Below are 25335 nucleotides of genomic sequence, written 5' to 3'. Positions count from 1 at the left end.
TTTCATATTACTTAAATAGAGTGAGGGCACCGTGTCATCTTCGCTTTGGTTGCAGTGTTTGCAACAGCTTCAAGAAGAGTTACCAGCTACAGAATTCAGTATGTGGGTTCGTCCGTTACAAGCGGAACTCAATGACAATACTCTAACTCTATTTGCACCGAACCGTTTCGTACTCGATTGGGTTCGCGATAAGTATCTAAATAGCATTAACCGTTTACTGCAAGAATATTGTGGTAACGATATCCCACATCTGCATTTTGAAGTGGGAAGCAAGCGCGTGATTGCTCCTAAACCTGCGACACCAGCACCGGCGCGTACACGTACGGCAGCCGATGTGGCCGCTGAGTCATCCGCACCTGCGCAGTTACAAGCTCGTAAGCCTGTTCACAATATCTGGCGCGATGAAGAGCCTGTGGCGGTTGACCTTAACCACCGTTCAAACGTGAACCCAAAGCATAAGTTTAATAACTTTGTTGAAGGTAAGTCGAACCAACTGGGTTTGGCTGCGGCACGTCAGGTTTCTGATAACCCAGGAACAGCTTATAACCCGTTGTTTTTGTATGGTGGTACTGGTTTAGGTAAAACGCACTTGTTGCATGCGGTGGGTAATGCCATTGTCGATAATAAACCGAATGCTAAAGTGGTTTACATGCACTCCGAGCGCTTTGTTCAAGACATGGTGAAAGCGCTCCAAAACAATGCGATCGAAGAATTTAAACGTTACTACCGTAGTGTTGATGCTTTGCTTATCGATGATATCCAATTCTTCGCTAATAAAGAGCGCTCTCAAGAAGAGTTCTTCCATACCTTTAACGCACTGCTTGAAGGCAACCAACAGATCATCCTAACTTCTGACCGTTATCCTAAAGAGATCAACGGGGTAGAGGATCGCCTTAAATCTCGCTTCGGTTGGGGTTTGACGGTTGCGATTGAGCCACCAGAGCTTGAAACGCGGGTTGCTATCTTGATGAAGAAAGCAGAAGACCACCAAATCCACCTTGCGGATGAAGTGGCTTTCTTTATTGCTAAGCGTCTACGTTCTAACGTTCGTGAACTGGAAGGCGCATTGAACCGTGTTATCGCGAATGCGAACTTCACTGGTCGCCCGATTACGATCGATTTCGTACGTGAAGCACTGCGTGACCTACTTGCACTGCAAGAGAAATTGGTCACCATTGATAATATTCAGAAGACAGTAGCCGAGTACTACAAAATCAAAGTAGCCGATCTCTTGTCGAAACGTCGCTCTCGTTCTGTTGCTCGTCCACGTCAATTGGCGATGGCTCTGGCTAAAGAGCTAACAAACCACAGCTTGCCTGAGATTGGCGATGCATTCGGTGGCCGTGACCACACGACTGTACTGCATGCTTGTCGTAAAATTGCTCAGCTGCGTGAAGAGAGCCACGACATTAAAGAAGATTATTCGAACTTGATTCGTACCCTTTCTTCTTAATACACAGTATTCTTAACCTTAATAAGCAGAATCTTGGCCACGTACTATTACGCAGTGCCATTTAGACCGTAAGAGCAAGATATGAAATTTACCATTGAACGTAGTCACCTGATTAAGCCATTACAACAAGTATCTGGCGCACTCGGTGGCAGGCCAACGCTTCCAATTCTAGGAAACCTACTAATTAAAGTAGAAGATAACGTGTTGTCGATGACAGCGACGGATCTAGAAGTTGAATTGATCAGCCGTGTAACGCTTGAAGGTGATTTCGAAGCGGGCAGCATTACTGTGCCTTCACGTAAGTTCCTAGATATTTGCCGTGGTTTGCCAGACAGCTCAGTGATCACTGTGGTATTGGATGGTGACCGTATTCAGGTTCGCTCTGGTCGTAGCCGTTTCTCATTGGCAACATTACCAGCGGCAGATTTTCCAAACATTGAAGACTGGAGCAGTGAAGTTGAAGTGTCTGTGACACAGGCTGAGCTACGCGGTCTTATCGAGAAAACCCAATTCTCAATGGCGAACCAGGATGTTCGTTACTACCTCAACGGCATGTTGTTTGAGATTGAAGGTTCTATCTTACGCAGCGTAGCGACTGATGGTCACCGTATGGCAGTATCTCAAGCGCAATTGGGTGCTGACTTTGCCCAGAAGCAGATCATTGTTCCCCGTAAAGGTGTTCAAGAGCTAGTGAAGTTATTGGATGCGCCTGAACAGCCTGTAACGCTGCAAATTGGCAACTCTAATGTGCGTGCTGAAGTGAACAACTATGTCTTTACTTCTAAGCTCGTTGATGGTCGTTTCCCTGATTATCGCCGCGTAATGCCGCAAAATACTACCAAGACACTTGAAGCCGGTTGTGATGAATTACGCTCCGCATTTTCTCGTGCAGCGATTCTGTCGAATGAAAAATTCCGTGGTGTTCGAGTTAATCTTGTGGATAGCGAGATGCGTATTACAGCGAACAACCCAGAACAAGAAGAAGCAGAAGAAGTGCTAGATGTTAACTTCGACGGTGACGCGCTAGAGATTGGCTTTAACGTAAGCTACGTATTGGATGTTCTGAACACACTGCGTTGTGAACAAGTTCGTATCTCAATGTCAGACGCTAATGCGAGTGCCTTGATTGAAAATGCACAAGATGACAGCGCGATGTACGTTGTTATGCCAATTCGTTTATAAGCTGCAATATGTTGACCTACCGAGTCGTGATTGAAGATTAATATGAAGACGTTATGCCTTTATCGCGCTTAATCGTTAAGCAATTTAGAAATATAGAAGCCTGTGACATTCAACCGTCATCAGGCTTTAACTTTCTTATAGGGGCTAACGGTAGCGGCAAAACCAGTGTCCTGGAAGCGGTGTATCTGCTCGGACATGGTCGCTCATTCAAAAGCTCATTAACCGGTCGTATCATTCAAAATGAGTGTAGCGAACTGTTTGTTCATGGCCGTTTTATGACCTCGGATCAATTTGAGCTGCCAATTGGCATTAATAAGCAGCGCGATGGCACGACAGAGGTTAAAATAAGCGGTCAAACTGGGCAAAAATTAGCTCAGCTAGCTCAAGTATTACCATTGCAGTTGATTCATCCTGAAGGGTTTGATTTACTGACGGATGGACCTAAACATCGCCGGGCATTCATTGATTGGGGAGTCTTCCATAGTGAGTCTGGTTTTTATGATGCATGGGGCAGGGTCAAGCGACTCAATAAACAGCGTAATGCATTATTGAAAACGGCAACGAATTATCGAGAGCTAAGCTATTGGGATCAAGAATTAGCCCGTTTAGCAGAAAGCATCAGCCAATGGCGCGCTACCTACGTTGAGCAGTTAAAAGAAGTGGCAGAGGAAATCTGTGCGACCTTCCTTCCTGAGTTTGAGATAAAGATTAACTACTATCGTGGTTGGGATAAAGACACCCCATACGCTGAGATATTAGAAAAGAATTTTGAAAGGGATCAGCAGCTTGGTTACACATTTAGTGGGCCAAACAAAGCGGATCTAAAGATAAAAGTGAACGGCACTCCAGTGGAAGATGTCTTGTCACGAGGTCAATTGAAGTTGATGGTGTGCGCGTTGCGCGTTGCACAAGGGCAGCACCTCACCCAAATGACAGGTAAGCAGTGCATCTATTTAATAGATGACTTCGCTTCCGAATTAGATAGCCAACGCCGAGCACGTCTTGCTGAGTGTTTAAAGGCGACTAAGGCTCAAGTTTTTGTAAGCTCTATTACCGCTGATCAGATTGCTGATATGCATGACGAAAATAGCAGGATGTTTCATGTGGAACATGGCAAAATAGAGCAAGGATAATTAGTCAGAGAGTAACTATGTCAGATAATTACGATTCATCGAGTATTAAAGTACTGAAGGGTCTGGATGCGGTACGTAAGCGTCCTGGAATGTACATTGGCGACACGGATGATGGTACCGGTCTGCACCACATGGTTTTTGAGGTGGTAGATAACTCTATTGATGAAGCGCTAGCTGGTCACTGTAATGACATTATTGTAACTATCCATGAAGATAGTTCTGTGTCTGTAAGCGATGACGGCCGTGGTATCCCAACAGAATTGCACCCAGAAGAAAACGTATCAGCAGCAGAAGTAATCATGACGGTTCTTCACGCTGGTGGTAAGTTCGATGATAACTCGTACAAGGTATCTGGTGGTCTGCATGGTGTTGGTGTTTCAGTAGTTAACGCACTTTCTAAGCAAGTTACTCTTACTATCCACCGTGGTGGCAAAATCCACACTCAAACCTACAGCCACGGTGAGCCTCAAGCGCCACTAGCTGTTATCGGTGACACGGATAAAACCGGTACAGAGATTCGTTTCTGGCCGAGTGAAGAAACCTTCACTAACATCGAGTTCCATTATGATATTTTAGCTAAGCGTCTACGTGAGCTATCATTCTTGAACTCAGGTGTGTCAATTAAGCTGATTGACGAGCGCGAAGAAGACAAAATGGATCACTTCGAATACGAAGGCGGTATCCAAGCGTTTGTTGAGCACCTTAATACTAACAAAACGCCAATCATCCAAAAAATCTTCCACTTTAACTCTGAGCGTGAAGACGGTATTACCGTTGAAGTTGCGATGCAGTGGAATGATGGCTACCAAGAAAACATCTACTGTTTCACCAACAACATCCCTCAACGCGATGGTGGTGCTCACTTAGCAGGTTTCCGTGCTGCACTAACTCGTACATTGAATAGCTTCATGGACAAAGAAGGCTTCTCGAAGAAAGCGAAGACTTCAACATCAGGTGATGATGCTCGTGAAGGTTTGACGGCGATTGTTTCGGTGAAAGTGCCAGATCCTAAGTTCTCAAGCCAAACTAAAGACAAGCTGGTTTCTTCAGAAGTGAAGTCTGCCGTAGAGTCTACTATGGGTGAGAAATTGTCTGAGTTCCTCATTGAGAATCCAGGTGAAGCGAAAATCGTTTGTTCGAAAATTATCGATGCAGCACGAGCTCGTGATGCAGCGCGTAAAGCGCGTGAGATGACACGTCGTAAAGGCGCATTAGATTTAGCAGGCCTTCCAGGTAAACTCGCTGACTGTCAGGAAAAAGATCCTGCACTGTCTGAACTGTATATTGTGGAAGGAGACTCTGCTGGCGGATCAGCTAAGCAGGGGCGTAACCGTAAGAACCAAGCAATCCTACCGCTTAAAGGTAAAATCCTTAACGTAGAGAAAGCACGTTTCGATAAAATGCTGTCTTCTCAAGAAGTCGCAACGCTAATCACTGCACTTGGTTGTGGTATTGGCCGTGACGAATACAACCCAGACAAACTGCGTTACCATAACATCATTATCATGACCGATGCCGATGTCGATGGTTCTCACATCCGTACACTGCTACTGACGTTCTTCTACCGTCAAATGCCTGAGCTGATTGAACGTGGTTACATTTACATTGCTCAACCGCCACTTTACAAAGTGAAGAAAGGTAAGCAAGAGCAATACATTAAAGATGAAGATGCGATGAACCAGTATCAAGTATCTTTGGCTTTAGACAATGCAGAACTGCACGTAAACCCTGAAGCGCCAGCGTTCGCAGGTGAAGGCCTAGAGAAGCTTGTTCAGCAATACAATGCAGGTATTAAGCTTGTTGACCGCATGAGCCGCCGTTACCCACGCGCATTGGTTCACGAACTGATTTACGTTCCTCGTCTAACGGCTGAGCAGTGTCATGATGACGTGGCAGTTGAAGCTTGGGGTAAGCAGCTTGTAGAACAGCTAAACGCGAAAGAAGTCGGTGCTAGCCAATACAGCCTTGAAGTTGAAAAACATGAAGAGCTAGGTTTGAGCGTACCTAAGATCGTGGTTCGTACTCATGGTGTAACTCATGAACACCTACTAAGCATTGATCTGATTAACTCGAAAGAGTTCGCGAAGCTGGCTGATCTATCTGAAGCCCTTGATGGCTTGATTGAAGAAGGCGCTTACATCAAGCGTGGTGAGCGTACTCAAGCGGTTTCTAGCTTTGTTGAAGCTCTGAACTGGTTGGTGAAAGAGTCTCGTCGTGGCTTAAGCTTGCAACGATACAAAGGTCTAGGTGAGATGAACCCTGACCAGCTTTGGGAAACGACAATGGATCCTGAAACTCGCCGTATGATGCAAGTAACCATTGACGATGCCGTTGGTGCAGATCTGTTGTTTACAACGTTGATGGGCGACCAAGTAGAGCCTCGTCGTAACTTCATCGAAGAGAATGCATTGAAAGTAGCAAACTTAGACGTTTAATTACTGCGATGCGTCGTTATTTCGCTTGAACTAATGCGAACTAACTTAGCCTCGAAGCAATTAAATTGATGTCTTCGTTGTATTGATTAAGTTCATAAAATTATGAAAGCACTGCCTATTGGCGGTGCTTTTTTGTCTCTGTAAGGTCTTGAAAAATATTGAGTTGAAAAAATAATTGAAAATAATCCCTTGAAACTATTTTGCTCAATCCACATATCTAGTTGTGAAGAGGATGACTGTCTTGCTCTACAAGAGAAGAAACAGAACCTTCATAACCGTTGCTAGAGTATCGCTCAATAGAGGATAACTTTGGCAGCACACAATTTAAAAATTGATTCATTGTCATGTCCCAGCGTTGTCGCCAAAAGAGGCGAAACCCGAGGAATGCAAACTGAATCCCTTAGCTGTTTACTGGGTCACTCACAGGTTCGATCTTAGTAAAAATCACAGCTAAGACTATTGCTTACTAAAAGGATAGCATTATGAGAACTGTAGATTTCACTCCACTTTACCGCAACGCAATCGGCTTCGATCGTCTATTCAACATGATGGAAGCGAACACATCGAAAAATACTTCTGGCGGTTACCCTCCTTATAACATCGAGCAAAAAGACGAGAATAACTACCGTATTACTATGGCAGTCGCTGGCTTTGCAGATGACCAATTAGATCTGACTCAAAAAGAGAATACGCTAATTGTGAAAGGTGAGCGTAAAGAAGAAGTAGAGAAAACCTTCGTATATCAAGGTATTGCAGAGCGCGATTTCGAACGTAAATTCCAACTGGCTGACTATGTGAAAGTGGTAGGCGCAAGCATGGAAAATGGTCTTCTTCACATCGACCTAGAACGCGAGATCCCAGAAGCGATGCAACCGCGTAAGATTGCTATTAATGGTAATAGTCTTCTAGAAGGTTAAGCGTTATTAGCTCATTTGAGCTAATAAATATCGGAAAGTAAAAGTGAAAGAGCACCTTATGAGGTGCTCTTTTTTGTATTTGGCCTACAGTAACCTAAAAGCTTTGATTACTGTTCTGAGTAAGCCTTTTTCACTTCCTCTGCAATGATTGAAATGCCTTTCTGCATTGCTTCATCATCTTGCACGTAGTTCATACGTAAGCACTGGTGGGCATGATCCCACTCATCTTCTTGGCCGATAAAGAAGTATTCACCAGGAACAATCAATACGCCACGAGCTTTGAGGCGGTCGTACAGCTCCATGGTGGTAATTGGCAACTCATCAAACCATAGCCATAAGAAAATCGCGCCTTCAGGCTTGTGGATACGGAAGCGAGGGTCATCGATCGCTTCTTGTAAGAGCTCAACTGCACGTAGAGACTTATCTTTATAGAAAGGTTTGATTACCTCGCTACTTAAGCGCAGTAAATCGCCTTTTTCAATCATGTGGTTAGCAATCGCAGGGCCAACACTATTAGGTGCTAGGCTGATAATGCCATTCATGTTGGTCAGAGCTTGTGTTACTTCTTCGCTCGCAATCACGATACCGCAACGCACACCAGGCAAACCAAGCTTAGATAAGCTCATGCACAGAATGGTGTTTTCATTCCAGAACGGTTCGACATCTTCAAAGATGATGTTTGGAAACGGCAAGCCATAGGCATTATCGATCAATAGCGGTATGTTGTTTTCGCGCGCAAGTTTATCCAGTTTACGTACTTCTTCGTCGGTCAGCACGTTACCGGTTGGGTTGGTTGGGCGAGAAGCACAGATGGCGGAAACCGAGTCGTCAACCTTAAGCTTTTCAAAATCAACGTGGTATTTGAACTGTCTATTTTCAAGAAGCTCGATTTCTGGGTGGTAAGAGATAAAAATATCGTCATCAATGCCAGCATCGCCGTAGCCGATATATTCCGGTGCGATCGGCAACAAGATTTTCTTGTGAGAACCGTCTGGTTGTTGACCTGCTAACAGGTTGAAGAGGTAAAAGAAGCCACTTTGACTGCCGTTGGTTAGGCTGATGTTCTTTTCGCTGATGTCCCAGTCATAAGTTTCTTTCAGCATTGCCGCTAACGACTTAATAAAGCTGTTTTTGCCCTGCGGACCATCGTAGTTAGCGAGGGCGGCGATGAGTTCTCCACTGGCGAGCATATCGGCACTGGCTTGGTTAAAGTAATCGAGCATGGCTGGGATAGCGGCTGGGTTGCCACCACCGAGCATGATTGCGCCAGGAGTGCGCAGGCCATCATTCAAATCATCCATTAAACGAGTGATTCCAGAGTATCGATTAAATTTTTCACCAAACTTAGAGAACTGCATTAGTTATTTTACCTAATTCATTGTGATTGCTTGTTATGTGTCATTAAGGCAGACCTTATGTCTACCAACAGTGTATTCCTTGAACATACCGCAATGTTTTTGCGACGCCTAGCGCCAAATGCTCTAACACGAAAAAAACTTCTATAAAGTTTAACTAATGAGTGTCTGCTTTCTTATTGAACGAGTGTTTCGTGATCAAAAAAGGAGAAGCCTAAGCTTCTCCTTTTAATTTTGCGGATTATTTCAATGAATGTTTACTTCGTTCCGGTGTAAACAACCAATACTTTGTCATCTTGGTATTGGCGTTCGAACGCATAGTAGCCCTTGTTGTTGCGGATGATGTGCTTACCTTGAGCTACTGCTGGGTGTCGTTGGCGGAATTGGCCAAGTGCTTGCCAGTGTTCCAGCAATTCTGCTCGTTCGCCTGTGATTTGATCCCAAGGCATGTCAGATCGAGTACCTTGCATTGGGTCTGAGCCTGTTGGGCCGAAATCACGAGCGATTTCATCTCCGTAATAGATCTGCACCGCACCGGGAGCCAGCATCAACGCGTTTGCAGCTTTGGTCTGTTTCGCAAAGTCGCTGCCATGTTGTGTCCAGAATAGAGAGGTGTCGTGAGACGATAGGTAACTCAGTACGTTGAATTCGCTGTCGTTGTTGATCTTCTCTGCGTAACGAAGGTAATCAGCATCAAGATCGGATAGGCACTTGAGCGCCTTTGGTGCGATATCACTCTGGAATTCAAAGTTGATGATCGAATCAAAGCCGTTAGCAAAATAGTCTGATTTGACTACGCTGTGTGCCCATACTTCGCCTGTCATCCAAAAAGGTAGGTCATCCAGGGCTTTGTCTGGGTTGTTTTGCTTCCATTCTGCAAGCGCTTGGTTAGTGCTCTCTTTAAGCTCTGCCCACGCGTCTAACTCAACGTGCTTGGCGGTATCGACTCTAAAACCATCAACGCCATATTCACGTACCCAGTCAGACAACCAAGTGATTAGATGTTCACGAGGGGTTTGGAGTTCATCCGTGGCGCTGGTGGACTTGTTGCGATAGAAGTTAGGTAGCCCAGTGGTCTCTGTCGATTCTGTTTTGAAATCGGGTAAATGCGCCAAAGACATGGTGAGGTTATTGTAACCTGGAGAGTCATAGGCTCCGATATCACTGCGCAGCCAAGCTTTGCCCCACCACTTTTCCCATGCTTCTTTATCGCTGTATGAGATGTAGTTGTTGAAGTAGTGCCAGTTCTGACCTTTAGCGGGTTGCCAATCTGTCCAGTTTTCACCAAGCGTTTGTTTAGCTTGTTCATCGGTCAGGTTGAGTTTACCAAAATCAAACTCTTGCATGTCGGCAAGCGTGGCGTAGCCAGTGTGGTTCATCACCACGTCCCAAACAACACGAATGCCTTTGCTGTGCGCGGTATCGATGAAGGTTTTCAGCTCGTCTTCGGTACCCATGTTGTCATCAAGCTTGGTCCAGTCTTGATGGTAATAGCCGTGATAGCCATAGTGTTTGAAGTCACCGCGATCACCACCGCCAACCCAGCCGTGGATTTGCTCTAGTGGAGAGGTAATCCAGATAGCATTGGCCCCGAGCGATTCAATGTAGTCGAGCTTTTCGGTTAAGCCTGCTAGGTCACCACCGTGGAAGGTGCCGATTTCGTCTTGTCCATCTTGGCTGCGACCATAGCTGTTGTCGTTGTCAGGGTTGCCATTGTGGAAACGGTCAGTCATTACGAAGTAAACCGTGGCGTTATCCCAACTAAAATCGGCTTTGGTTTCTGGTTCTACTTTCTCTAGTAGCAGAATACCTTGGCTGTTTTCTGCAGGCTGCATGGTGACGCTGCCATTAGTTACTGTGATTTGTTTGCCTGAAAGGGCGTCTCTTACCAAGGTACCATCATCAAAGGTTTGAGCAACGTTGATGGTGGTTGGCTGGTCACTAGGTATTGGGCAGGCAAAGCTTTGAACTTGCTGCTGCTTCGGCTTTATCTGAACCGTGAGTTCATTGGTCTGAGGGTTCAACGTAAATTGGTAAGTATTAGCGCGAAATACTTTGATAGCGATTTCAGATTTTTCGGCACAATCGTCTAGGCGAAGGGGTTTATTGAATTTGATGCGACTCTCTTCAGCCAGAGCAAAGTTAGTACCACAGGTACTTTGAGCGTCGCTGATAGAGAAGGTATAACTACCTTTAGCGAGTTCCTGTTCTGCAATCACGGTGCCTTTACCGGATGATTCGAATACGACAGTGTCGTTATCAATTGTCAGCAGTAGATTGTTGTCATTGGTTTGGCTGCATGCGCTGAGTGCGAGTATTGAAAGCGCGAGTACTGTCTTTTTCATTGTTCCCTTCCCCTGAATAAACAGGTTATTTATAGCAAACAATACCCTCTACAGTCTGAGTGCTGTTTCATTCAGTTAATCAATAACACCTCTACAAACAAATGCTTGGTTCACAAAAACAAAAAGGGAAGCTTTCGCTTCCCTTTGGGTATTTACTGTTAGTTACTCAGAGTATGACTAAGAGCAACTGTCTCACTCGTGCTTATTTTTGCAGTAGAGAGATGTCAGCAATCTGTAGGAACAGGTTACGTAGGTTGTTCAGTAGCGTTAGACGGTTCTTCTTAAGCGCTTCATCATCAGCCATAACCATTACGTTATCGAAGAATGCATCAACGGGTTCACGTAAGTCAGCAAGTTTGCTTAGGGCTTCTTGGTAGTTGCCTGTCGCGAATGCTGGTTCTAGTGCTTCTGTCATTACTTCAACGTTTTCAGCCAGTGCTTTCTCTGCGTCTTCTTGAAGAAGTGCTAGATCGATTTCTGCTGGTAGCTCGCCATCGAATTTCGCAAGGATATTACCTACACGCTTGTTCGCTGCTGCTAGTGCTTCTGCTGCTTCCAGTTCACGGAAGTGAGAAACCGCTTTAACACGTTGGTCAAAATCAGCAGGTTTAGTTGGACGACGTGCTAGTACCGCTTGGATGATATCAACGCTGAAACCAGCATCTTGGTACCATGCGCGGAAACGACCTAGCATGAAGTCGATAACGTCAGCTTCAACGTTGTCGTTAGTTAGCTTGTCGCCTAGTAGCTCTTTCGCTTTACCGATTAGATCGGTTAGGTCTAGGTTGTAGCCGTTTTCAACGATGATACGTAGCACACCTAGTGATGCACGACGTAGAGCGAATGGGTCAGAACCTTTTGGTGCTTGGCCAATACCGAAGATACCTACGATAGTGTCTAGCTTGTCTGCCATTGCGACTGCAGAAGAAATACCAGTGCTTGGTAGTGTGTCACCCGCGAAACGAGGCATGTACTGCTCGTAAAGTGCCAGTGCTACTTGCTCGTCTTCACCATCGTGAGTCGCGTAGTGCATCCCCATCACACCTTGAGTATCCGTAAATTCGAATACCATTGATGTCATTAGGTCACACTTAGCCAGTAGGCCAGCACGCTTAGACTTTTCAACGTCAGCATCGATTTTCTCAGCAATGTAGCCAGCAAGTTCTGTGATGCGGTCGGTTTTGTCTTTGATAGTGCCCAGTTGCTTCTGGAAGATAGCTTGGTCTAGTTCAGCAAGACGGTCGATAAGCGGACGCTTACGGTCTGTGTTGAAGAAGAACTCAGCATCAGCTAGACGTGGACGTACAACCTTCTCGTTACCTTCGATTACGTGACGAGGCTCTTTAGACTCGATGTTCGAAACGAAGATGAAGTTTGGCAGAAGGTTCTTATCAGCGTCATACACTGGGAAGTACTTCTGGTCGCCTTTCATGGTGTAAACCAAAGCTTCAGAAGGGACTTTTAGGAACTCTTCTTCAAACTTCGCTGTAAGTACTACTGGCCATTCAACCAGAGACGTTACTTCTTCAACAAGGTCATCTTCTAGGTCAGCTTTACCGCCAACCGCTGCTGCCGCTTTTTGCGAATCAGCAAGGATGATCGCTTTACGTGCTTCGTAATCTGCCATTACTTTACCGCGCTCTTCTAGGATCGCAGGGTATTGGTCAGCAGAATCGATTGTAAACTCTTGTTCGCCCATGAAACGGTGGCCACGGATAGTACGAGCAGATGCTACACCTAGGATTTCGCCTTCAACAAGCTCATCACCTAGTAGTACTGTCAGTGTTTTTACTGGACGGATAAATTGAATGTCTGAGTTACCCCAGCGCATCGCTTTAGGGATTGGTAGGCCAGCCAGTGCTTTCGCAGCGATATCCATCACCAATTCTTGAACAGGTTTGCCTGCTACTTCTTGTTTGAAAAGAAGCCACTCGCCTTTGTCTGTTTTCAGACGGTCAGCTTGCTCAACAGTGATACCGTTACCACGAGCCCAACCTTGTGCTGCTTTAGTCGCGTTGCCTTCAGCATCGAATGCTACAGAAACAGCAGGACCACGCTTTTCAACGACTTTGTCAGCTTGGCCTTCAGCCAGTGCGGTTACTTTAAGAGCTAGACGACGAGGTGCTGCGTACCACTTGATGCCTTCGTGAGAAAGCTCAGCCGTTTTAAGACCCGCTTCAAAGTTAGAAGCAAAGGCTTCTGCTAGAGAACGAAGTGCCGTTGGTGGAAGCTCTTCCGTACCCAGTTCAATTAGAAAATTCTTCGCCATGATTATTTACCTTCCTTTTCTTCTACAGTTCGGCACATTGGGAAGCCAAGTGCTTCACGTGACGCGTAGTACGCTTCTGCAACAGCTTTAGTCAGGTTGCGGATACGAAGGATGTAACGTTGACGCTCTGTTACAGAGATAGCTTTGCGCGCATCAAGGATGTTGAATGCGTGACCTGCTTTTAGAATGCGCTCGTAAGCTGGAAGCGGCAGTGGCTTCTCAAGCTCAAGTAGCTCTTTACACTCTTTTTCGCACTGGTCGAAGAAAGTGAACAGGAAATCTACATCTGCGTGCTCGAAGTTGTATGTTGATTGCTCAACTTCGTTTTGGTGGAAGATGTCACCGTAAGTCACATTAGAACCGTCTGGTGCTACGTTCCATACAAGGTCGTAAACAGAATCTACTTCCTGGATGTACATTGCTAGACGCTCGATACCGTAAGTGATCTCGCCAGTTACAGGCTTACACTCAAGGCCGCCAACCTGTTGGAAGTAAGTAAACTGAGTTACTTCCATGCCGTTTAGCCATACTTCCCAACCAAGGCCCCATGCGCCTAGTGTTGGGTTTTCCCAGTTATCTTCAACGAAGCGAATGTCGTGAACAAGTGGGTCGACACCAAGAACTTCAAGCGAGCCTAAGTACAACTCCTGGATGTTATCTGGAGAAGGTTTTAGAGCTACTTGGAATTGATAGTAGTGCTGCAGGCGGTTCGGGTTTTCACCGTAACGACCATCGGTCGGACGACGAGAAGGTTGAACGTACGCCGTAGACATTGGCTCTGGGCCAAGTGCACGTAGACATGTCATTGGGTGAGAGGTGCCAGCACCTACTTCCATATCTAGTGGTTGAACAATGGTACAACCGTTTTGTGCCCAGTAATCCTGCAGCGCGAGGATCATTCCCTGGAAGGTTTTGATATCGTATTTTTGCATAGTCAGGTTCGCGCGATTCTTTTAAATGAATGATAAAAATAACCTCTGAGTATACCGAGATATTGGTAAAGCGAGTAGGGGTAATCTTGTTTAATTAGTGGTCTAAAATGTCGTTTAGTGGATTTTTTTGCCTTTAATGTTTGTTTTTCGGCACAAGTGGATATTTTGATAAGTTTGACACTTGTGTTTGAAAGCGTGGGTGATTAAAATCTCGCGGTCTTTGGGGAGTAGCTTACTTATTCATATCCTATTGAATGAGTTCGTCCGTCAACATAATTGATGCAAAATCATCATGGCGTTCGAGGCAACCACCACCTTGGTGGCGCTTAGCAAGACCTTAGACAAGCATCGTGAACCGGGATGGGGCGCGAGGTTTGTCTTTGGTTAAATATAATAATCTCCATCCCAAATGAGCATGTCGTGAGCGTTTTAGCAATTTCAATTACAACTGTCGCCTTAGCCGAGATCGGTGATAAGACCCAGTTGCTATCCCTTTTATTAGCCAGTCGATATCGAAAACCGATACCTATCATTGCGGCTATCTTCTTTGCCACCATTGCCAATCATGCCCTTGCTGCATGGCTCGGGGTTGTAGTCGCCGATTATCTTTCACCTGAAGTTTTAAAGTGGGTGCTGGTGGTCAGTTTCATCGCTATGGCGGGCTGGATTCTGATTCCCGATAAGTTGGATGACGATGAGCAGATCTCAAACCGAGGCCCGTTTGTCGCCAGTTTCATCGCGTTCTTCATTGCTGAGATTGGTGATAAAACCCAGATAGCGACCTCCATTCTAGGGGCTCAATACTCTGATGCATTAATGTGGGTGATTCTAGGTACTACGATCGGTATGTTATTGGCGAATGTGCCAGTGGTTATCATCGGTAAGTTGTCGGCAGATAAGATGCCGCTTGACCTGATTCGTAAGATCACGGCCTTATTATTCGTGGGTTTAGCTATCGCTGCGGCTTTCTATTAACGGGTAGTATTGAGTCTTATTATACTCAATCAGTAGAGTAATGTGTTGTAGGTCATACTCTTACAGTATTGTGGGGTTTATCGAGCGAATGGACATATAACTGTCATACTTGTCATGATATTTTAATATTGTGAGTTAAGGACACGAGGGCATGATTATGTTGACGCGTTATATGGGTATTACTCCACAAAGCCAAAGTTATCTATTTACTTTTGGTCTTGCACTTACATTATTAGGCATGGTGTTGACGGACATGTGGCTACCAATGGTCGCGGGTGCCATCATCATGACTGCGCTTGCGGTAGAGGCTTGGATTCGGGTCGCGCATATTATTCCGATGCGCAAAGATATCCGAGAAATTCAGCATCAGCTCGAGCATCTGCAAAACAAGTCTAGAAACGAATAAACAAAAAGCCGCTCGTACTCTGAGTTCTGTTTAAGAACATAAGGTACGAGCGGCTTTTTTGATACTTGATACTCGGTGGGGCGTTACGCCTCCAATCCCTTTCTGATCAAATACTGGTAAGGCAAAGTTTCTGTCGCTTGGCCTACCAACTGATGATCCATGAATCGACAAAAGCTCGGAATATCTCGAGTTGTCGAAGGATCGTCAGCTTTTACCAGTAATACATCGCCATCCTGCATGTTTCTAATTGTCTTCCTGACCATCATTACTGGCTCCGGGCAACGCAGGCCTTCAGCTTCTAAAGTATGGGTTGCCAGTTCAGGTTTGAATGTCATGGTTTGTATCTCTATATCTATCTAACGAGTGAATAATACGTCTGCAGAAAAAATATGCAATAAGTGCTTGGCAAACGGAATTATTTCCTATAACTTAATTAACAAGTTGATAACAATTTGAAACAAAGGCAACTAGCTAAGGAGTGGCGATGTTGACAGGATTAGATAGATTAACAATTTATTCGGTTCTCTGTTTTATTTCTTTTTGTGCGTTAGTACTACGCTCACCGACAGAGACTTCACTGATGCCTATCTTTGGCATAGTAGCAACGATTATTGGTATTTGGGTCGAGATGCGCCGTTGGCAAAGCATAGCCGAAGAGCAAGAGCACTAACCTTAATACAACAAGTAAATTCCGATACGACAACATTCCGACACTATCCCCAATTTTCTTGGGCTTCCCCGCGTAATTGCGGGATTTTTTTTATCTAAAGCATGCTATAAACAACGTAGTGATCAATGGTGATAGTATACAGCTAGGTAAGTGGCGTGGAATTAGAAGACATCTATCGTAGAGACCTGAACTTATTGGTCGCCTTAAAGGTATTGATTGAAGAAGGCAGTGTTAGCCAGGCTGCGCTTCGTCTCAATTTAAGTCAATCTGCAACCAGTCGTGTATTAGGGCGTCTTAGAGAGCTACTTAATGATCCTCTATTTACGCGCCAAGGTCAGCATCTTATTCCTACCAAGAAAGCACTTGAGATCAGCCAGCGTATTGATCAACCGTTAGAATCTTTCCGTCAACTGCTTAGCCCGAGTGATTTTGACCCTTACTATTGTAGTGAGCGTTTTTTAATTGCGACCACTGACTACGCGATGCAAACCATCTTGCCTTATGCATTGCCTAAGATTTATGAGCAAGCGCCGAATATCTCGTTGGAATTTGCGCCGTTGCAGCATGAGCATTTGTTTAAGCAACTCAGTACTGAGCGCGTTGATATGGCGATTTGTCGTCCGAGTGGCAGCATCGCACCACTTCATAAAGACGTATTAGGGCCGGTTGGTGTGTCTTGCTTGTTATCCCAAAATCACCCATTGGCCGATCAACCATTAAGCCTTGAAGATTATGTCTCACTTCCGCACGCGATGATCGCGATCAGTGATGGCGTTAAAGCTTTACTCGATAACGCTTTAGCTAATCAAAACCCACGTAAAATGGTGTTGCGTGCTTATCACCTTGAGGCTGCATTGGCGATTGTCGATAGAATGCCGTTGGTGATCACTGTGCCTGCTGATTTAGCTTACTTGGTGGCTGAGCGTTATGACTTAGTCGTTAAACCGCTGCCATTCGAGTTTATGCCGTTTGATTACTCATTGATCTGGCACTCGCGCTGCGATTCTTCCGCCTCGCAACAATGGTTAAGAAGAGTGGTTAAAGAGGAGTGTGGCGAATTGATTCAAAAGCGTATTGCGGATGTTGGCTTAGGTTAACTGGGACTTAGCTTTGGTTTACTCGATCCTAATGACAAAAACACAAAAGGGCTGATTACTATCAGCCCTTTGTTATTTTGGGTTATCCAAGCCTAAAGCTGTTGCTTAAGGTTTGATAACTTAAGGTTTGAGAATCTATAGCTTAATGACTACGCGACCAGTGATTTGACCGTTAGTGATGTCTTCTGCAGCTTTAATTGCGCCATCTAAAGACACTTCTTTAGTTGCTTGCGCGTAGAAAGACTCAGGTAGCAATTCCGCTAGTTGTTCCCACGCTTTAATACGTTTTTCACGAGGGCACATTACCGAGTCCACACCCTGTAGGCGAACGTTACGCAGAATGAATGGCATTACCGTGGTTGGTAAGTCAAAACCGCCTGCTAGACCACACATTGCAACCGCACCGTTGTAATCAATTTGCGCCAATACTTTTGCAAGTACTTTGCTACCTACCGTATCGATAGCACCAGCCCACAGTTGTTTCTCAAGTGGCTTCGCCGGTTCTTCTAGTTCAGCTCGCTCTACAATGCGTGTTGCGCCTAGTGATTTTAATAGTTCGCCATTTGCAGAAGCACGACCAGTTACAGCTGCGACTTTGTAGCCCAGTTGGTTTAGTAGAGTGATAGACACACTGCCTACGCCGCCACTTGCACCTGTTACTAGGATTTCACCGTCTTCTGGTTTGATGCCTGCATCTACGATAGCTTGCACACAAAGCATTGCTGTAAAGCCTGCTGTACCAATAGCCATTACTTTTTTAGCGTCTAGACCTGATGGCATTGGCACTAACCAATCACCGTTTAGGCTTGCTTTCTCCGCCATGCCGCCCCAGTGGCCTTCACCAACACCCCAACCCGTTAGAACAACTTCGTCGCCCGCTTTGTAGCGTGGGTCATCAGATTGTGAAACCACACCAGAAAGGTCGATACCAGGAACCATAGGAAAGTTACGAACGATGCGTCCTTTACCTGTAATCGCCAAACCATCTTTGTAGTTCAAAGAAGAGTAGCTAACATCAATCTTCACGTTACCTTCTGGTAATTGAGACTCTTCAATTTGAGAAACTGACGCGATAGTTTTTTTGTCTTCTTGGTTTAGTACAAGTGCTTTAAACATGATCTGCTCCGTGGAGGAATATTAGGAAACTGAAGTAACTTTAGTTGAATCATTCAAGAAAAAATAATGAAACATCAACATTGAATATATGCGTTTTGTGCATAGACGTCAGTGTTGGTTTTTCTCTCTTAGAGTTTGCTGAACGAAATCGATGCATTGTTGGATGCCAAGTAATAAAAAGTGCAGCTATATAAATATAGCTGCACAAAAAATTACCCTTCAAGTATTACAGTCAGTAAACGCTATGGACGTTCAAATACCGTTGCAATACCTTGGCCTAAACCAATACACATGGTCGCTAAGCCGTATTTCACATCTTGTGCTTCCATCAGGTTGATTAGCGTCGTCGAGATACGAGAACCAGAACAGCCTAGCGGGTGACCAAGAGCAATCGCACCGCCGTTAAGGTTTACTTTCTCATCAACCACATCCAATAGACCTAGATCTTTCGCACAAGGTAGAGATTGAGCGGCAAACGCTTCGTTTAGCTCAATCACACCCATATCTTCAATGGTTAGGCCTGCACGTTTCAGCGCTTTTTGCGTAGCAGGTACTGGGCCGTAACCCATGATTGAAGGATCGCAACCTGCGATAGCCATAGACTTCACGCGAGCGCGAATCTTAAGGCCAAGTGCGTTGGCTTTCTCTTCGCTCATGATAAGCATTGCAGAGGCACCATCAGATAGTGCTGATGAAGTACCTGCTGTTACCGTACCGTTTGCTGGGTCAAATACTGGGCGAAGCTGAGACAAGCCCTCAACCGTAGTTTCTGGACGAATGACTTCATCGTAATCCAGAGTGAACAATGAACCGTCTGCTGCGTGAGCTTCTGTTGGTAGGATTTCGTTCTTGAAACGACCTTCAACCGTAGCTGCTTGAGCTCGAGCATGTGAGCGTGCTGCGAATGCGTCTTGGTCTTCACGGCTAATACCGTGCATTTTACCTAGCATCTCAGCCGTTAGGCCCATCATACCGGCAGCTTTCGCTACGTGTTTAGACATGCCTGGGTGAAAATCAACACCATGGTTCATTGGTACATGACCCATGTGTTCGACACCACCTATCAGGCAGATTTCAGCATCACCAACCATGATAGAGCGGGTTGCATCATGCAGAGCTTGCATAGATGAGCCACATAAACGGTTGACCGTTACCGCACCAATCTCAATCGGTAGACCAGCAAGCAAAGCAGCGTTACGTGCGACATTGAAGCCTTGCTCTAGCGTTTGTTGTACACAACCCCAGTAAATGTCTTCAATTTCGACAGGGTTTACTTCTGGGTTACGCTCTAAAATGCCTTTCATTAAATGTGCCGACAGATCTTCAGCACGAGTGTGACGGAAAGCTCCACCTTTGGAACGTCCCATTGGGGTGCGAAGGCAATCAACAACAACTACATTATTCATTTTGCTATTCCTTTTCCAAATGTGGGTTACAGAGAACTGGCTTGTTGGCCGTCGTAAAAGCTTTCGCCCTTCGCTGCCATATCAAGCAATAGTTGAGGAACTTGGTACATTGCACCTAAGTCTTGGTAGCTCTTCGCCATTTCAACGAAGTTACCAATACCCACACTGTCTAAGTAGCGGAATACGCCGCCTCTGAATGGAGGGAAACCTAAACCGTAAACCAGTGCCATATCCGCTTCTTGCGGTGTCGCGATGATGCCTTCTTCTAAACAAAGCACCACTTCGTTGATCATTGGAATCATCACGCGCTGGATAATTGTCTGGTCATCAAAGTCTTGTGGCTGTTGGCATACGTCAGCCAAGATAGGAAGAATGTCTTCAGAGAAGGTCTTTTTAGGGCGACCGCGTTTGTCCACGCTGTATGTATAGAAACCGCTGCCGTTCTTCTGACCATATTTTTCAGCGACGTAAAGTGCGTCAATCGCATCACGACCTTCTTTGCCCATACGTTCAGGGAAGCCTTGTGCCATTACTGCTTGTGCATGGTGTGCTGTGTCTAAACCTACAACGTCTAGCAAGTAAGCTGGGCCCATTGGCCAACCGAATTTGCGCTCCATGACTTTATCGATCTTTGTGAAATCAGCACCGTCGCGTAGCAACATGCTGAAACCGCCGAAGTAAGGGAAAAGTACACGGTTAACGAAGAAGCCTGGACAGTCGTTAACAACGATAGGGGATTTACCCATCTTCGCTGCGTAAGCGACTACGCGATTAATGGTTTCTTCTGAAGTGTGCTCACCTCGGATGATCTCAACCAAAGGCATGCGATGTACTGGATTAAAGAAATGCATGCCACAGAAATTTTCTGGGCGTTTCAAAGATTTCGCTAACAGGTTGATTGGAATCGTTGAGGTGTTTGATGTAAGAACTGTGTCTTCACCAACCAAACCTTCCACTTCGCTCAAAACTGCCGCTTTTACTTTAGGGTTTTCTACAACCGCTTCCACAATCACATCTGACTGCTCAATCCCAGCGTAATGTAGGCTTGGGGTAATAGAAGACAGAATGCCTGCCATTTTGAATCCATCTAGGCGACCGCGTGATAAGCGCTTATTCAACAACTTAGAAGCTTCGTTCATACCAAGATCTAGAGACGCCTGTGCGATGTCTTTCATCATCACTGGCACGCCTTTCAATGCTGACTGGTAAGCAATACCGCCACCCATGATGCCAGCACCAAGTACTGCTGCACGTTCAGTAGCTTTGTTGGCAGACTTACCCGCTTGTTTCGCTAGGCCTTTGATGTATTGGTCATTAAGGAATAAGCCGACCAATGCTTTCGCTTCCTCAGATTTTGCTAGCTTAACGAAGTGTTTACGCTCGATATCCAATGCAGCATCACGATCACTACGTGCTGCTTCTTCGATAGCGATAACAGAAGTGATTGGGGCTGGGTAATGAGGTCCTGCTTTTTGAGCTACTAAGCCCTTAGCCATAGTAAAGCTCATCATCGCTTCTAGTTTGCTTAGCGAAAGCGCTGATGTTTTTTGTTTACGGCGTAGCTGCCAATCAAGTTTCTCATTGGCTGCCAAAGAAACCGTGTTAATCGCTGATTCTAGTAGTTGGTCGGTTTCAACAATCGCATCTAACAAGCCAACTTTAAGTGCTTCATCTGCACGACATGCTTTGCCTTGCGTGATAATTTCCATTGCGCTGTCAGCACCGATAACACGTGGCAGGCGTACACAACCACCAAAGCCAGGCATGATGCCCAGTTTGGTTTCTGGGAGACCTATGCTGGTGGTCTTGTCACCGATACGGAAATCGGTCGCTAAGACACATTCACAGCCGCCACCTAGGGCATGGCCACGCATCATTGAAAGAGTTGGAACAGGAAGGTCTTCGAGCTTGCTGAAGATTGAATTCGCGAATCTTAACCATTCATCAAGTTCTGCTTCTGGCTTAGCAAATAGGCCAAGAAATTCAGTGATGTCTGCGCCTACGATGAACGCGTCTTTGTTTGAAGTTAAGATTAAACCACGTAATCCAGCGTGAGCATTAAGAGCATCTAACGCTTTATCTAGTGATTCTAAAGTAGCAAGGTCGAGTTTGTTTACAGAGGCTGGCGCACAGAAGCTAAGTTCTGCAATACCGTCTTGTAATTCCTTTACCTGTAAGGTGTTAGCTTGGTAAATCATTGTCTATCTCCATGACATACAATCCACGATTGTTTGAGAGAATCTTGTTATCTTTCTATTATTGTAGAATACCTGGTAAGACCAGTTATGTTAGTCTGTACCTCTGCTTGATTAATTTCAATACATTTTTTAAACAATTGTTTAACATTGTGCGATAGCACAGATCCTCTAACCGTTATTATTCACGCGTGATACACTTCGCTGCTCTTATTAATTAAGTTAGCGATATGAATGAACAGCCTTATTTAATACCGTCAGCATCGGCTCTGTTTGAAGAAGAGATAAAGAAGAGCGTTTTCATTACTCAGCTTGCTCATACACCAAGTGTAGAAGCTGCTAAACAGTTCGTAGAACAGGTAAAAAAAGAGCATTCTTCAGCTCGACATAATTGTTGGGGATTTGTTGCAGGGCGACCTGAAGACTCGATGAAGTGGGGCTTTAGTGATGATGGTGAACCTTCTGGTACTGCTGGAAAGCCTATCTTGGCGCAACTGTCTGGTTCGGGCGTTGGCGAGTTAACAGCTGTTGTGACTCGTTATTCTGGCGGAATAAAACTCGGAACGGGTGGTTTGGTTAAGGCATACGGTGGAGGGGTACAGCAAGCTCTCAAGCTGCTTCAAACTATCGAGAAAAAAATAACCACAAAATTACGGCTAGAGTTAGACTATGGTTTCGTGCCAATTGCACAATCTATTATGGCTCAGCATCAGGCTGTTGAGGTCCAAGCGGATTATGGTGTTCAAGTTGAGTTTATCATTGAGATAGAGCTCCTGCAGGTAGATTCGTTTACTCAGACCATGATCAATAAAAGCGGTGCCAAGGCACTGGTAACGAAAGTTAAAGACAACTAGGAAGTTTGAAGCATTTAGCTTCGTTCAATAGCTCATGCAATTTCGCTCAATTATTCGAATCGTCGGATTATTATTAGCACTTTTTAGTGTATCAATGCTCGCACCTGCGCTCGTCGCACTTATCTATAGAGATGGTGCGGGTGTACCATTTGTGACGACTTTTTTCGTTCTATTATTCTGTGGGGCAACTTGTTGGTTCCCCAACCGACGTTATAAACATGAGTTGAAAGCGCGAGATGGCTTTCTTATTGTGGTGTTGTTCTGGACGGTAATCGGCAGTGCGGGCGCATTGCCGTTTTTGATCGCCGATAACCCGAACGTTTCGGTAACCGATGCTTTCTTCGAATCGTTTTCTGCATTAACGACGACCGGTGCAACGGTAATTGTTGGCCTCGATGACCTACCTAAGGCAATTCTATTTTATCGCCAGTTTCTACAGTGGTTTGGTGGCATGGGTATCATCGTATTGGCGGTCGCCATCCTTCCCGTTCTCGGTATCGGTGGTATGCAACTATATCGTGCTGAAATCCCAGGTCCAGTTAAAGACAGTAAGATGACTCCGCGTATTGCTGAAACGGCAAAAGCGCTTTGGTACATCTATTTGAGTCTAACTATTGCTTGTGCGGTAGCGTTTTGGCTTGCAGGTATGAGTTTCTTTGATGCAATCAGCCACAGTTTCTCTACTATTGCGATTGGTGGCTTCTCGACTCACGATGCGAGTATGGGCTATTTCAACAGTCCGGCGGTTAACATGATTACGGTCGTGTTCCTTCTTATATCTGCGTGTAACTATTCGCTTCACTTTGCTGCATTTGCTTCTGGGGGGGTCCATCCTAAATATTACTGGAAAGATCCTGAATTCCGCGCGTTTATCTTTATTCAGGTGGTCTTGTTCTTAGTTTGTTTTTTGTTACTGCTTAATCACCATTCTTATGACTCTTATTACGATGCCTTTGATCAAGCCTTGTTCCAAACGGTATCTATATCTACGACAGCAGGCTTCACCACTACTGGTTTCTCCGAGTGGCCATTGTTCTTGCCCGTTTTGCTTCTATTCTCTTCTTTTATAGGTGGATGTGCAGGCTCAACAGGCGGTGGTATGAAAGTCATTAGAATCTTATTACTTACTCTGCAAGGTGCTCGTGAAATGAAGCGTCTTGTGCACCCGCGAGCTGTCTATACCATCAAGGTCGGAGGTTCTGCGTTACCACAACGTGTCGTTGATGCGGTTTGGGGCTTCTTCTCTGCATACGCATTGGTTTTTGTGGTTTGTATGTTGGCTCTTATTGCTACAGGGATGGATGAGCTAAGCGCTTTCTCTGCTGTAGCGGCAACATTGAATAACCTTGGCCCAGGCTTAGGTGAAGTGGCAATGCACTTCGGCGATGTGAATGACAAGGCTAAATGGGTGTTGATCGTATCCATGCTGTTTGGCCGTTTAGAGATATTCACCTTATTAATTTTATTGACCCCTACGTTTTGGCGTAGCTAAGGACAACATTGTGGCAAAAGCTCTATTTTTGTATTCAAGCCGTGAAGGGCAGACCAAGAAAATATTGAACTATATAAAAGAAGAAATGAATGAATTCGAATGTGAGCTGCAAGATCTGCACACCATTGATAATGTCGACTTTGCTCAATACGACCGAGTTTTGATTGGTGCATCTATTCGCTATGGGCACCTCAATAAGAAGCTATATCAGTTTATTGATGCCAATCTTGCTCAGCTGCAATCAAACAAGGTTGCTTTCTTTTGCGTTAACTTAACAGCTCGTAAAGAAGAGCAAGGCAAAGATACTCCCGAAGGTAGCGCCTATATTAAGAAGTTTCTTCTTAAGTCCCCGTGGCAACCAACTTTGATCGGTGTGTTTGCGGGTGCCCTCTATTACCCTCGTTATAACTGGTTCGATAAAACCATGATTCGCTTCATTATGAATATGACAGGTGGAGAAACGGATACAACCAAAGAAGTCGAGTACACAAATTGGGAAAAAGTCTCTTTATTCTCTAAGAAACTGCAAGAGATGTAAGAGAAAAGCTTACTTTTGAGGCGTTTTGAGTTCTTTTTAATCGAACGAATAAAAAAACGAGAAAAACTTCAAAAAGGGCTTGCCAGTGTGATCGAAATCTCTATAATGCGACCTCGTTGAAACGGGAAGGCTTCTTAGGAAACCAAAGCGAATCAACAAGCCAAATTAGCCAAGCTAAGCGCTTGAAAAAAGTTTTGAAAATAGTGGTTGACACTAAAACTTAAATCGCTAAAATGGCCGTCCGATTTGAGCGAAGCTCAAAAAGGAAAAGCTCTTTAACAATTTAAACCTATCAATCTGTGTGGGCACTCGTTGATGAATATCAAAACGTTTTATCCTTTTGGATAAAACAGTTACTTCGGTAACAAACTTGATTTCAATGAACTGAGTGACCAATACGAATAACTTCGGTTATTTGGCACAGTCAATTCATTACCATTCTGTTCCTATTTATTTAAGAAGAGAGGGGTAATAGCTTTAAAATTACATAGTAGTTTTGAAGTCAGTATTCGTTGAGTCACAAAATCTTAAATTGAAGAGTTTGATCATGGCTCAGATTGAACGC

20 protein-coding genes are annotated in these 25335 nt (G+C 45.0%); 12 read left to right on the top strand and 8 right to left on the bottom strand.

Annotation, left to right across the window (positions count from 1 at the left end; all coding sequences use genetic code 11):
• Nucleotides 1-31 precede the first annotated feature (31 nt).
• From dnaA to IQO02_RS00715, 5 genes are all read left to right on the top strand, one after another.
• Nucleotides 32-1453 carry a chromosomal replication initiator protein DnaA gene (gene dnaA / locus IQO02_RS00735; protein ID WP_016784132.1) on the top strand — a complete coding sequence of 474 codons (1422 nt, stop codon included), beginning with the start codon at nt 32-34 and terminating at the stop codon, nt 1451-1453.
• 81 nt (nt 1454-1534) lie between these two features.
• Complete coding sequence (gene dnaN, locus IQO02_RS00730; RefSeq protein ID WP_010433159.1) at nt 1535-2635, top strand: DNA polymerase III subunit beta; 1101 nt, start codon at nt 1535-1537, stop codon at nt 2633-2635.
• A 53-nt stretch (nt 2636-2688) separates the two neighbouring features.
• Nucleotides 2689-3768, top strand: coding sequence for a DNA replication/repair protein RecF (gene recF / locus IQO02_RS00725; RefSeq protein ID WP_010433158.1), 1080 nt, complete (start codon nt 2689-2691; stop codon nt 3766-3768).
• 17 nt (nt 3769-3785) lie between these two features.
• Nucleotides 3786-6203 (top strand): DNA topoisomerase (ATP-hydrolyzing) subunit B, encoded by a 2418-nt coding sequence (gene gyrB / locus IQO02_RS00720; protein WP_016767545.1) that lies wholly within the window; start codon nt 3786-3788, stop codon nt 6201-6203.
• Nucleotides 6204-6685: 482 nt separating this feature from the next.
• Nucleotides 6686-7120: an Hsp20 family protein gene (locus IQO02_RS00715; protein WP_010433156.1), complete on the top strand. Its 435-nt coding sequence runs from the start codon at nt 6686-6688 to the stop codon at nt 7118-7120.
• 107 nt (nt 7121-7227) lie between these two features.
• Here IQO02_RS00715 and IQO02_RS00710 read toward each other — a convergent pair whose 3' ends face one another.
• From IQO02_RS00710 to glyQ, 4 genes are all read right to left on the bottom strand, one after another.
• Nucleotides 7228-8478 carry a valine--pyruvate transaminase gene (locus IQO02_RS00710; RefSeq protein ID WP_016790455.1) on the bottom strand — a complete coding sequence of 417 codons (1251 nt, stop codon included), beginning with the start codon at nt 8476-8478 and terminating at the stop codon, nt 7228-7230.
• Nucleotides 8479-8732: 254 nt separating this feature from the next.
• Nucleotides 8733-10820 (bottom strand): alpha-amylase, encoded by a 2088-nt coding sequence (locus IQO02_RS00705; RefSeq protein ID WP_102282648.1) that lies wholly within the window; start codon nt 10818-10820, stop codon nt 8733-8735.
• A 202-nt stretch (nt 10821-11022) separates the two neighbouring features.
• Nucleotides 11023-13089 (bottom strand): glycine--tRNA ligase subunit beta, encoded by a 2067-nt coding sequence (gene glyS, locus IQO02_RS00700; protein ID WP_010433153.1) that lies wholly within the window; start codon nt 13087-13089, stop codon nt 11023-11025.
• 2 nt (nt 13090-13091) lie between these two features.
• Nucleotides 13092-14021, bottom strand: a complete 930-nt coding sequence (gene glyQ, locus IQO02_RS00695; RefSeq protein ID WP_016794169.1) for a glycine--tRNA ligase subunit alpha — start codon at nt 14019-14021, stop codon at nt 13092-13094.
• Nucleotides 14022-14441: 420 nt separating this feature from the next.
• Between glyQ and IQO02_RS00690 the strand changes: the two genes are divergently transcribed.
• Nucleotides 14442-14996 carry a TMEM165/GDT1 family protein gene (locus tag IQO02_RS00690; protein WP_010433152.1) on the top strand — a complete coding sequence of 185 codons (555 nt, stop codon included), beginning with the start codon at nt 14442-14444 and terminating at the stop codon, nt 14994-14996.
• Nucleotides 14997-15147: 151 nt separating this feature from the next.
• Entirely contained in the window at nt 15148-15402 is a 255-nt protein-coding gene (locus tag IQO02_RS00685) for a hypothetical protein (protein ID WP_016767550.1), read from the top strand.
• A gap of 83 nt (nt 15403-15485) precedes the next feature.
• Here the strand turns inward: IQO02_RS00685 and tusA are convergent, their stop codons facing one another.
• Nucleotides 15486-15737, bottom strand: coding sequence for a sulfurtransferase TusA (tusA, locus tag IQO02_RS00680; RefSeq protein WP_004736675.1), 252 nt, complete (start codon nt 15735-15737; stop codon nt 15486-15488).
• A gap of 149 nt (nt 15738-15886) precedes the next feature.
• Here tusA and IQO02_RS00675 point away from each other — a divergent pair, with 149 nt between their 5' ends.
• The gene (locus IQO02_RS00675; protein ID WP_010433144.1) at nt 15887-16072 is read left to right on the top strand and encodes a hypothetical protein; all 186 of its coding nucleotides are present in this window, start codon (nt 15887-15889) and stop codon (nt 16070-16072) included.
• A 155-nt stretch (nt 16073-16227) separates the two neighbouring features.
• Nucleotides 16228-17169 carry a LysR family transcriptional regulator gene (locus tag IQO02_RS00670; protein ID WP_010433141.1) on the top strand — a complete coding sequence of 314 codons (942 nt, stop codon included), beginning with the start codon at nt 16228-16230 and terminating at the stop codon, nt 17167-17169.
• A 135-nt stretch (nt 17170-17304) separates the two neighbouring features.
• Here the strand turns inward: IQO02_RS00670 and IQO02_RS00665 are convergent, their stop codons facing one another.
• The 3 genes from IQO02_RS00665 to fadB form a co-directional block, all read right to left on the bottom strand.
• On the bottom strand, nt 17305-18285 hold the full coding sequence (locus tag IQO02_RS00665; protein ID WP_102282649.1) for an MDR family oxidoreductase: 981 nt from the start codon (nt 18283-18285) through the stop codon (nt 17305-17307).
• 242 nt (nt 18286-18527) lie between these two features.
• On the bottom strand, nt 18528-19691 hold the full coding sequence (fadA, locus tag IQO02_RS00660) for an acetyl-CoA C-acyltransferase FadA (RefSeq protein WP_009848166.1): 1164 nt from the start codon (nt 19689-19691) through the stop codon (nt 18528-18530).
• A 26-nt stretch (nt 19692-19717) separates the two neighbouring features.
• The gene (gene fadB, locus IQO02_RS00655; protein ID WP_065099509.1) at nt 19718-21889 is read right to left on the bottom strand and encodes a fatty acid oxidation complex subunit alpha FadB; all 2172 of its coding nucleotides are present in this window, start codon (nt 21887-21889) and stop codon (nt 19718-19720) included.
• Nucleotides 21890-22116: 227 nt separating this feature from the next.
• Between fadB and IQO02_RS00650 the strand changes: the two genes are divergently transcribed.
• Genes IQO02_RS00650 through hemG form a run of 3 tightly spaced genes read left to right on the top strand, consistent with a single transcriptional unit; the run spans nt 22117 to nt 24770 of the window.
• Nucleotides 22117-22740 (top strand): YigZ family protein, encoded by a 624-nt coding sequence (locus tag IQO02_RS00650; protein WP_016767552.1) that lies wholly within the window; start codon nt 22117-22119, stop codon nt 22738-22740.
• A 34-nt stretch (nt 22741-22774) separates the two neighbouring features.
• Entirely contained in the window at nt 22775-24232 is a 1458-nt protein-coding gene (locus IQO02_RS00645; RefSeq protein ID WP_016787671.1) for a TrkH family potassium uptake protein, read from the top strand.
• 10 nt (nt 24233-24242) lie between these two features.
• Nucleotides 24243-24770 carry a menaquinone-dependent protoporphyrinogen IX dehydrogenase gene (hemG, locus tag IQO02_RS00640; RefSeq protein WP_016767554.1) on the top strand — a complete coding sequence of 176 codons (528 nt, stop codon included), beginning with the start codon at nt 24243-24245 and terminating at the stop codon, nt 24768-24770.
• Nucleotides 24771-25335: the final 565 nt, after the last annotated feature.

Source organism: Vibrio sp. OPT24 (assembly GCF_015163545.1).
GTDB lineage: Bacteria > Pseudomonadota > Gammaproteobacteria > Enterobacterales > Vibrionaceae > Vibrio > Vibrio cyclitrophicus.
This window is presented reverse-complemented; position numbering and strand designations above follow the sequence as displayed.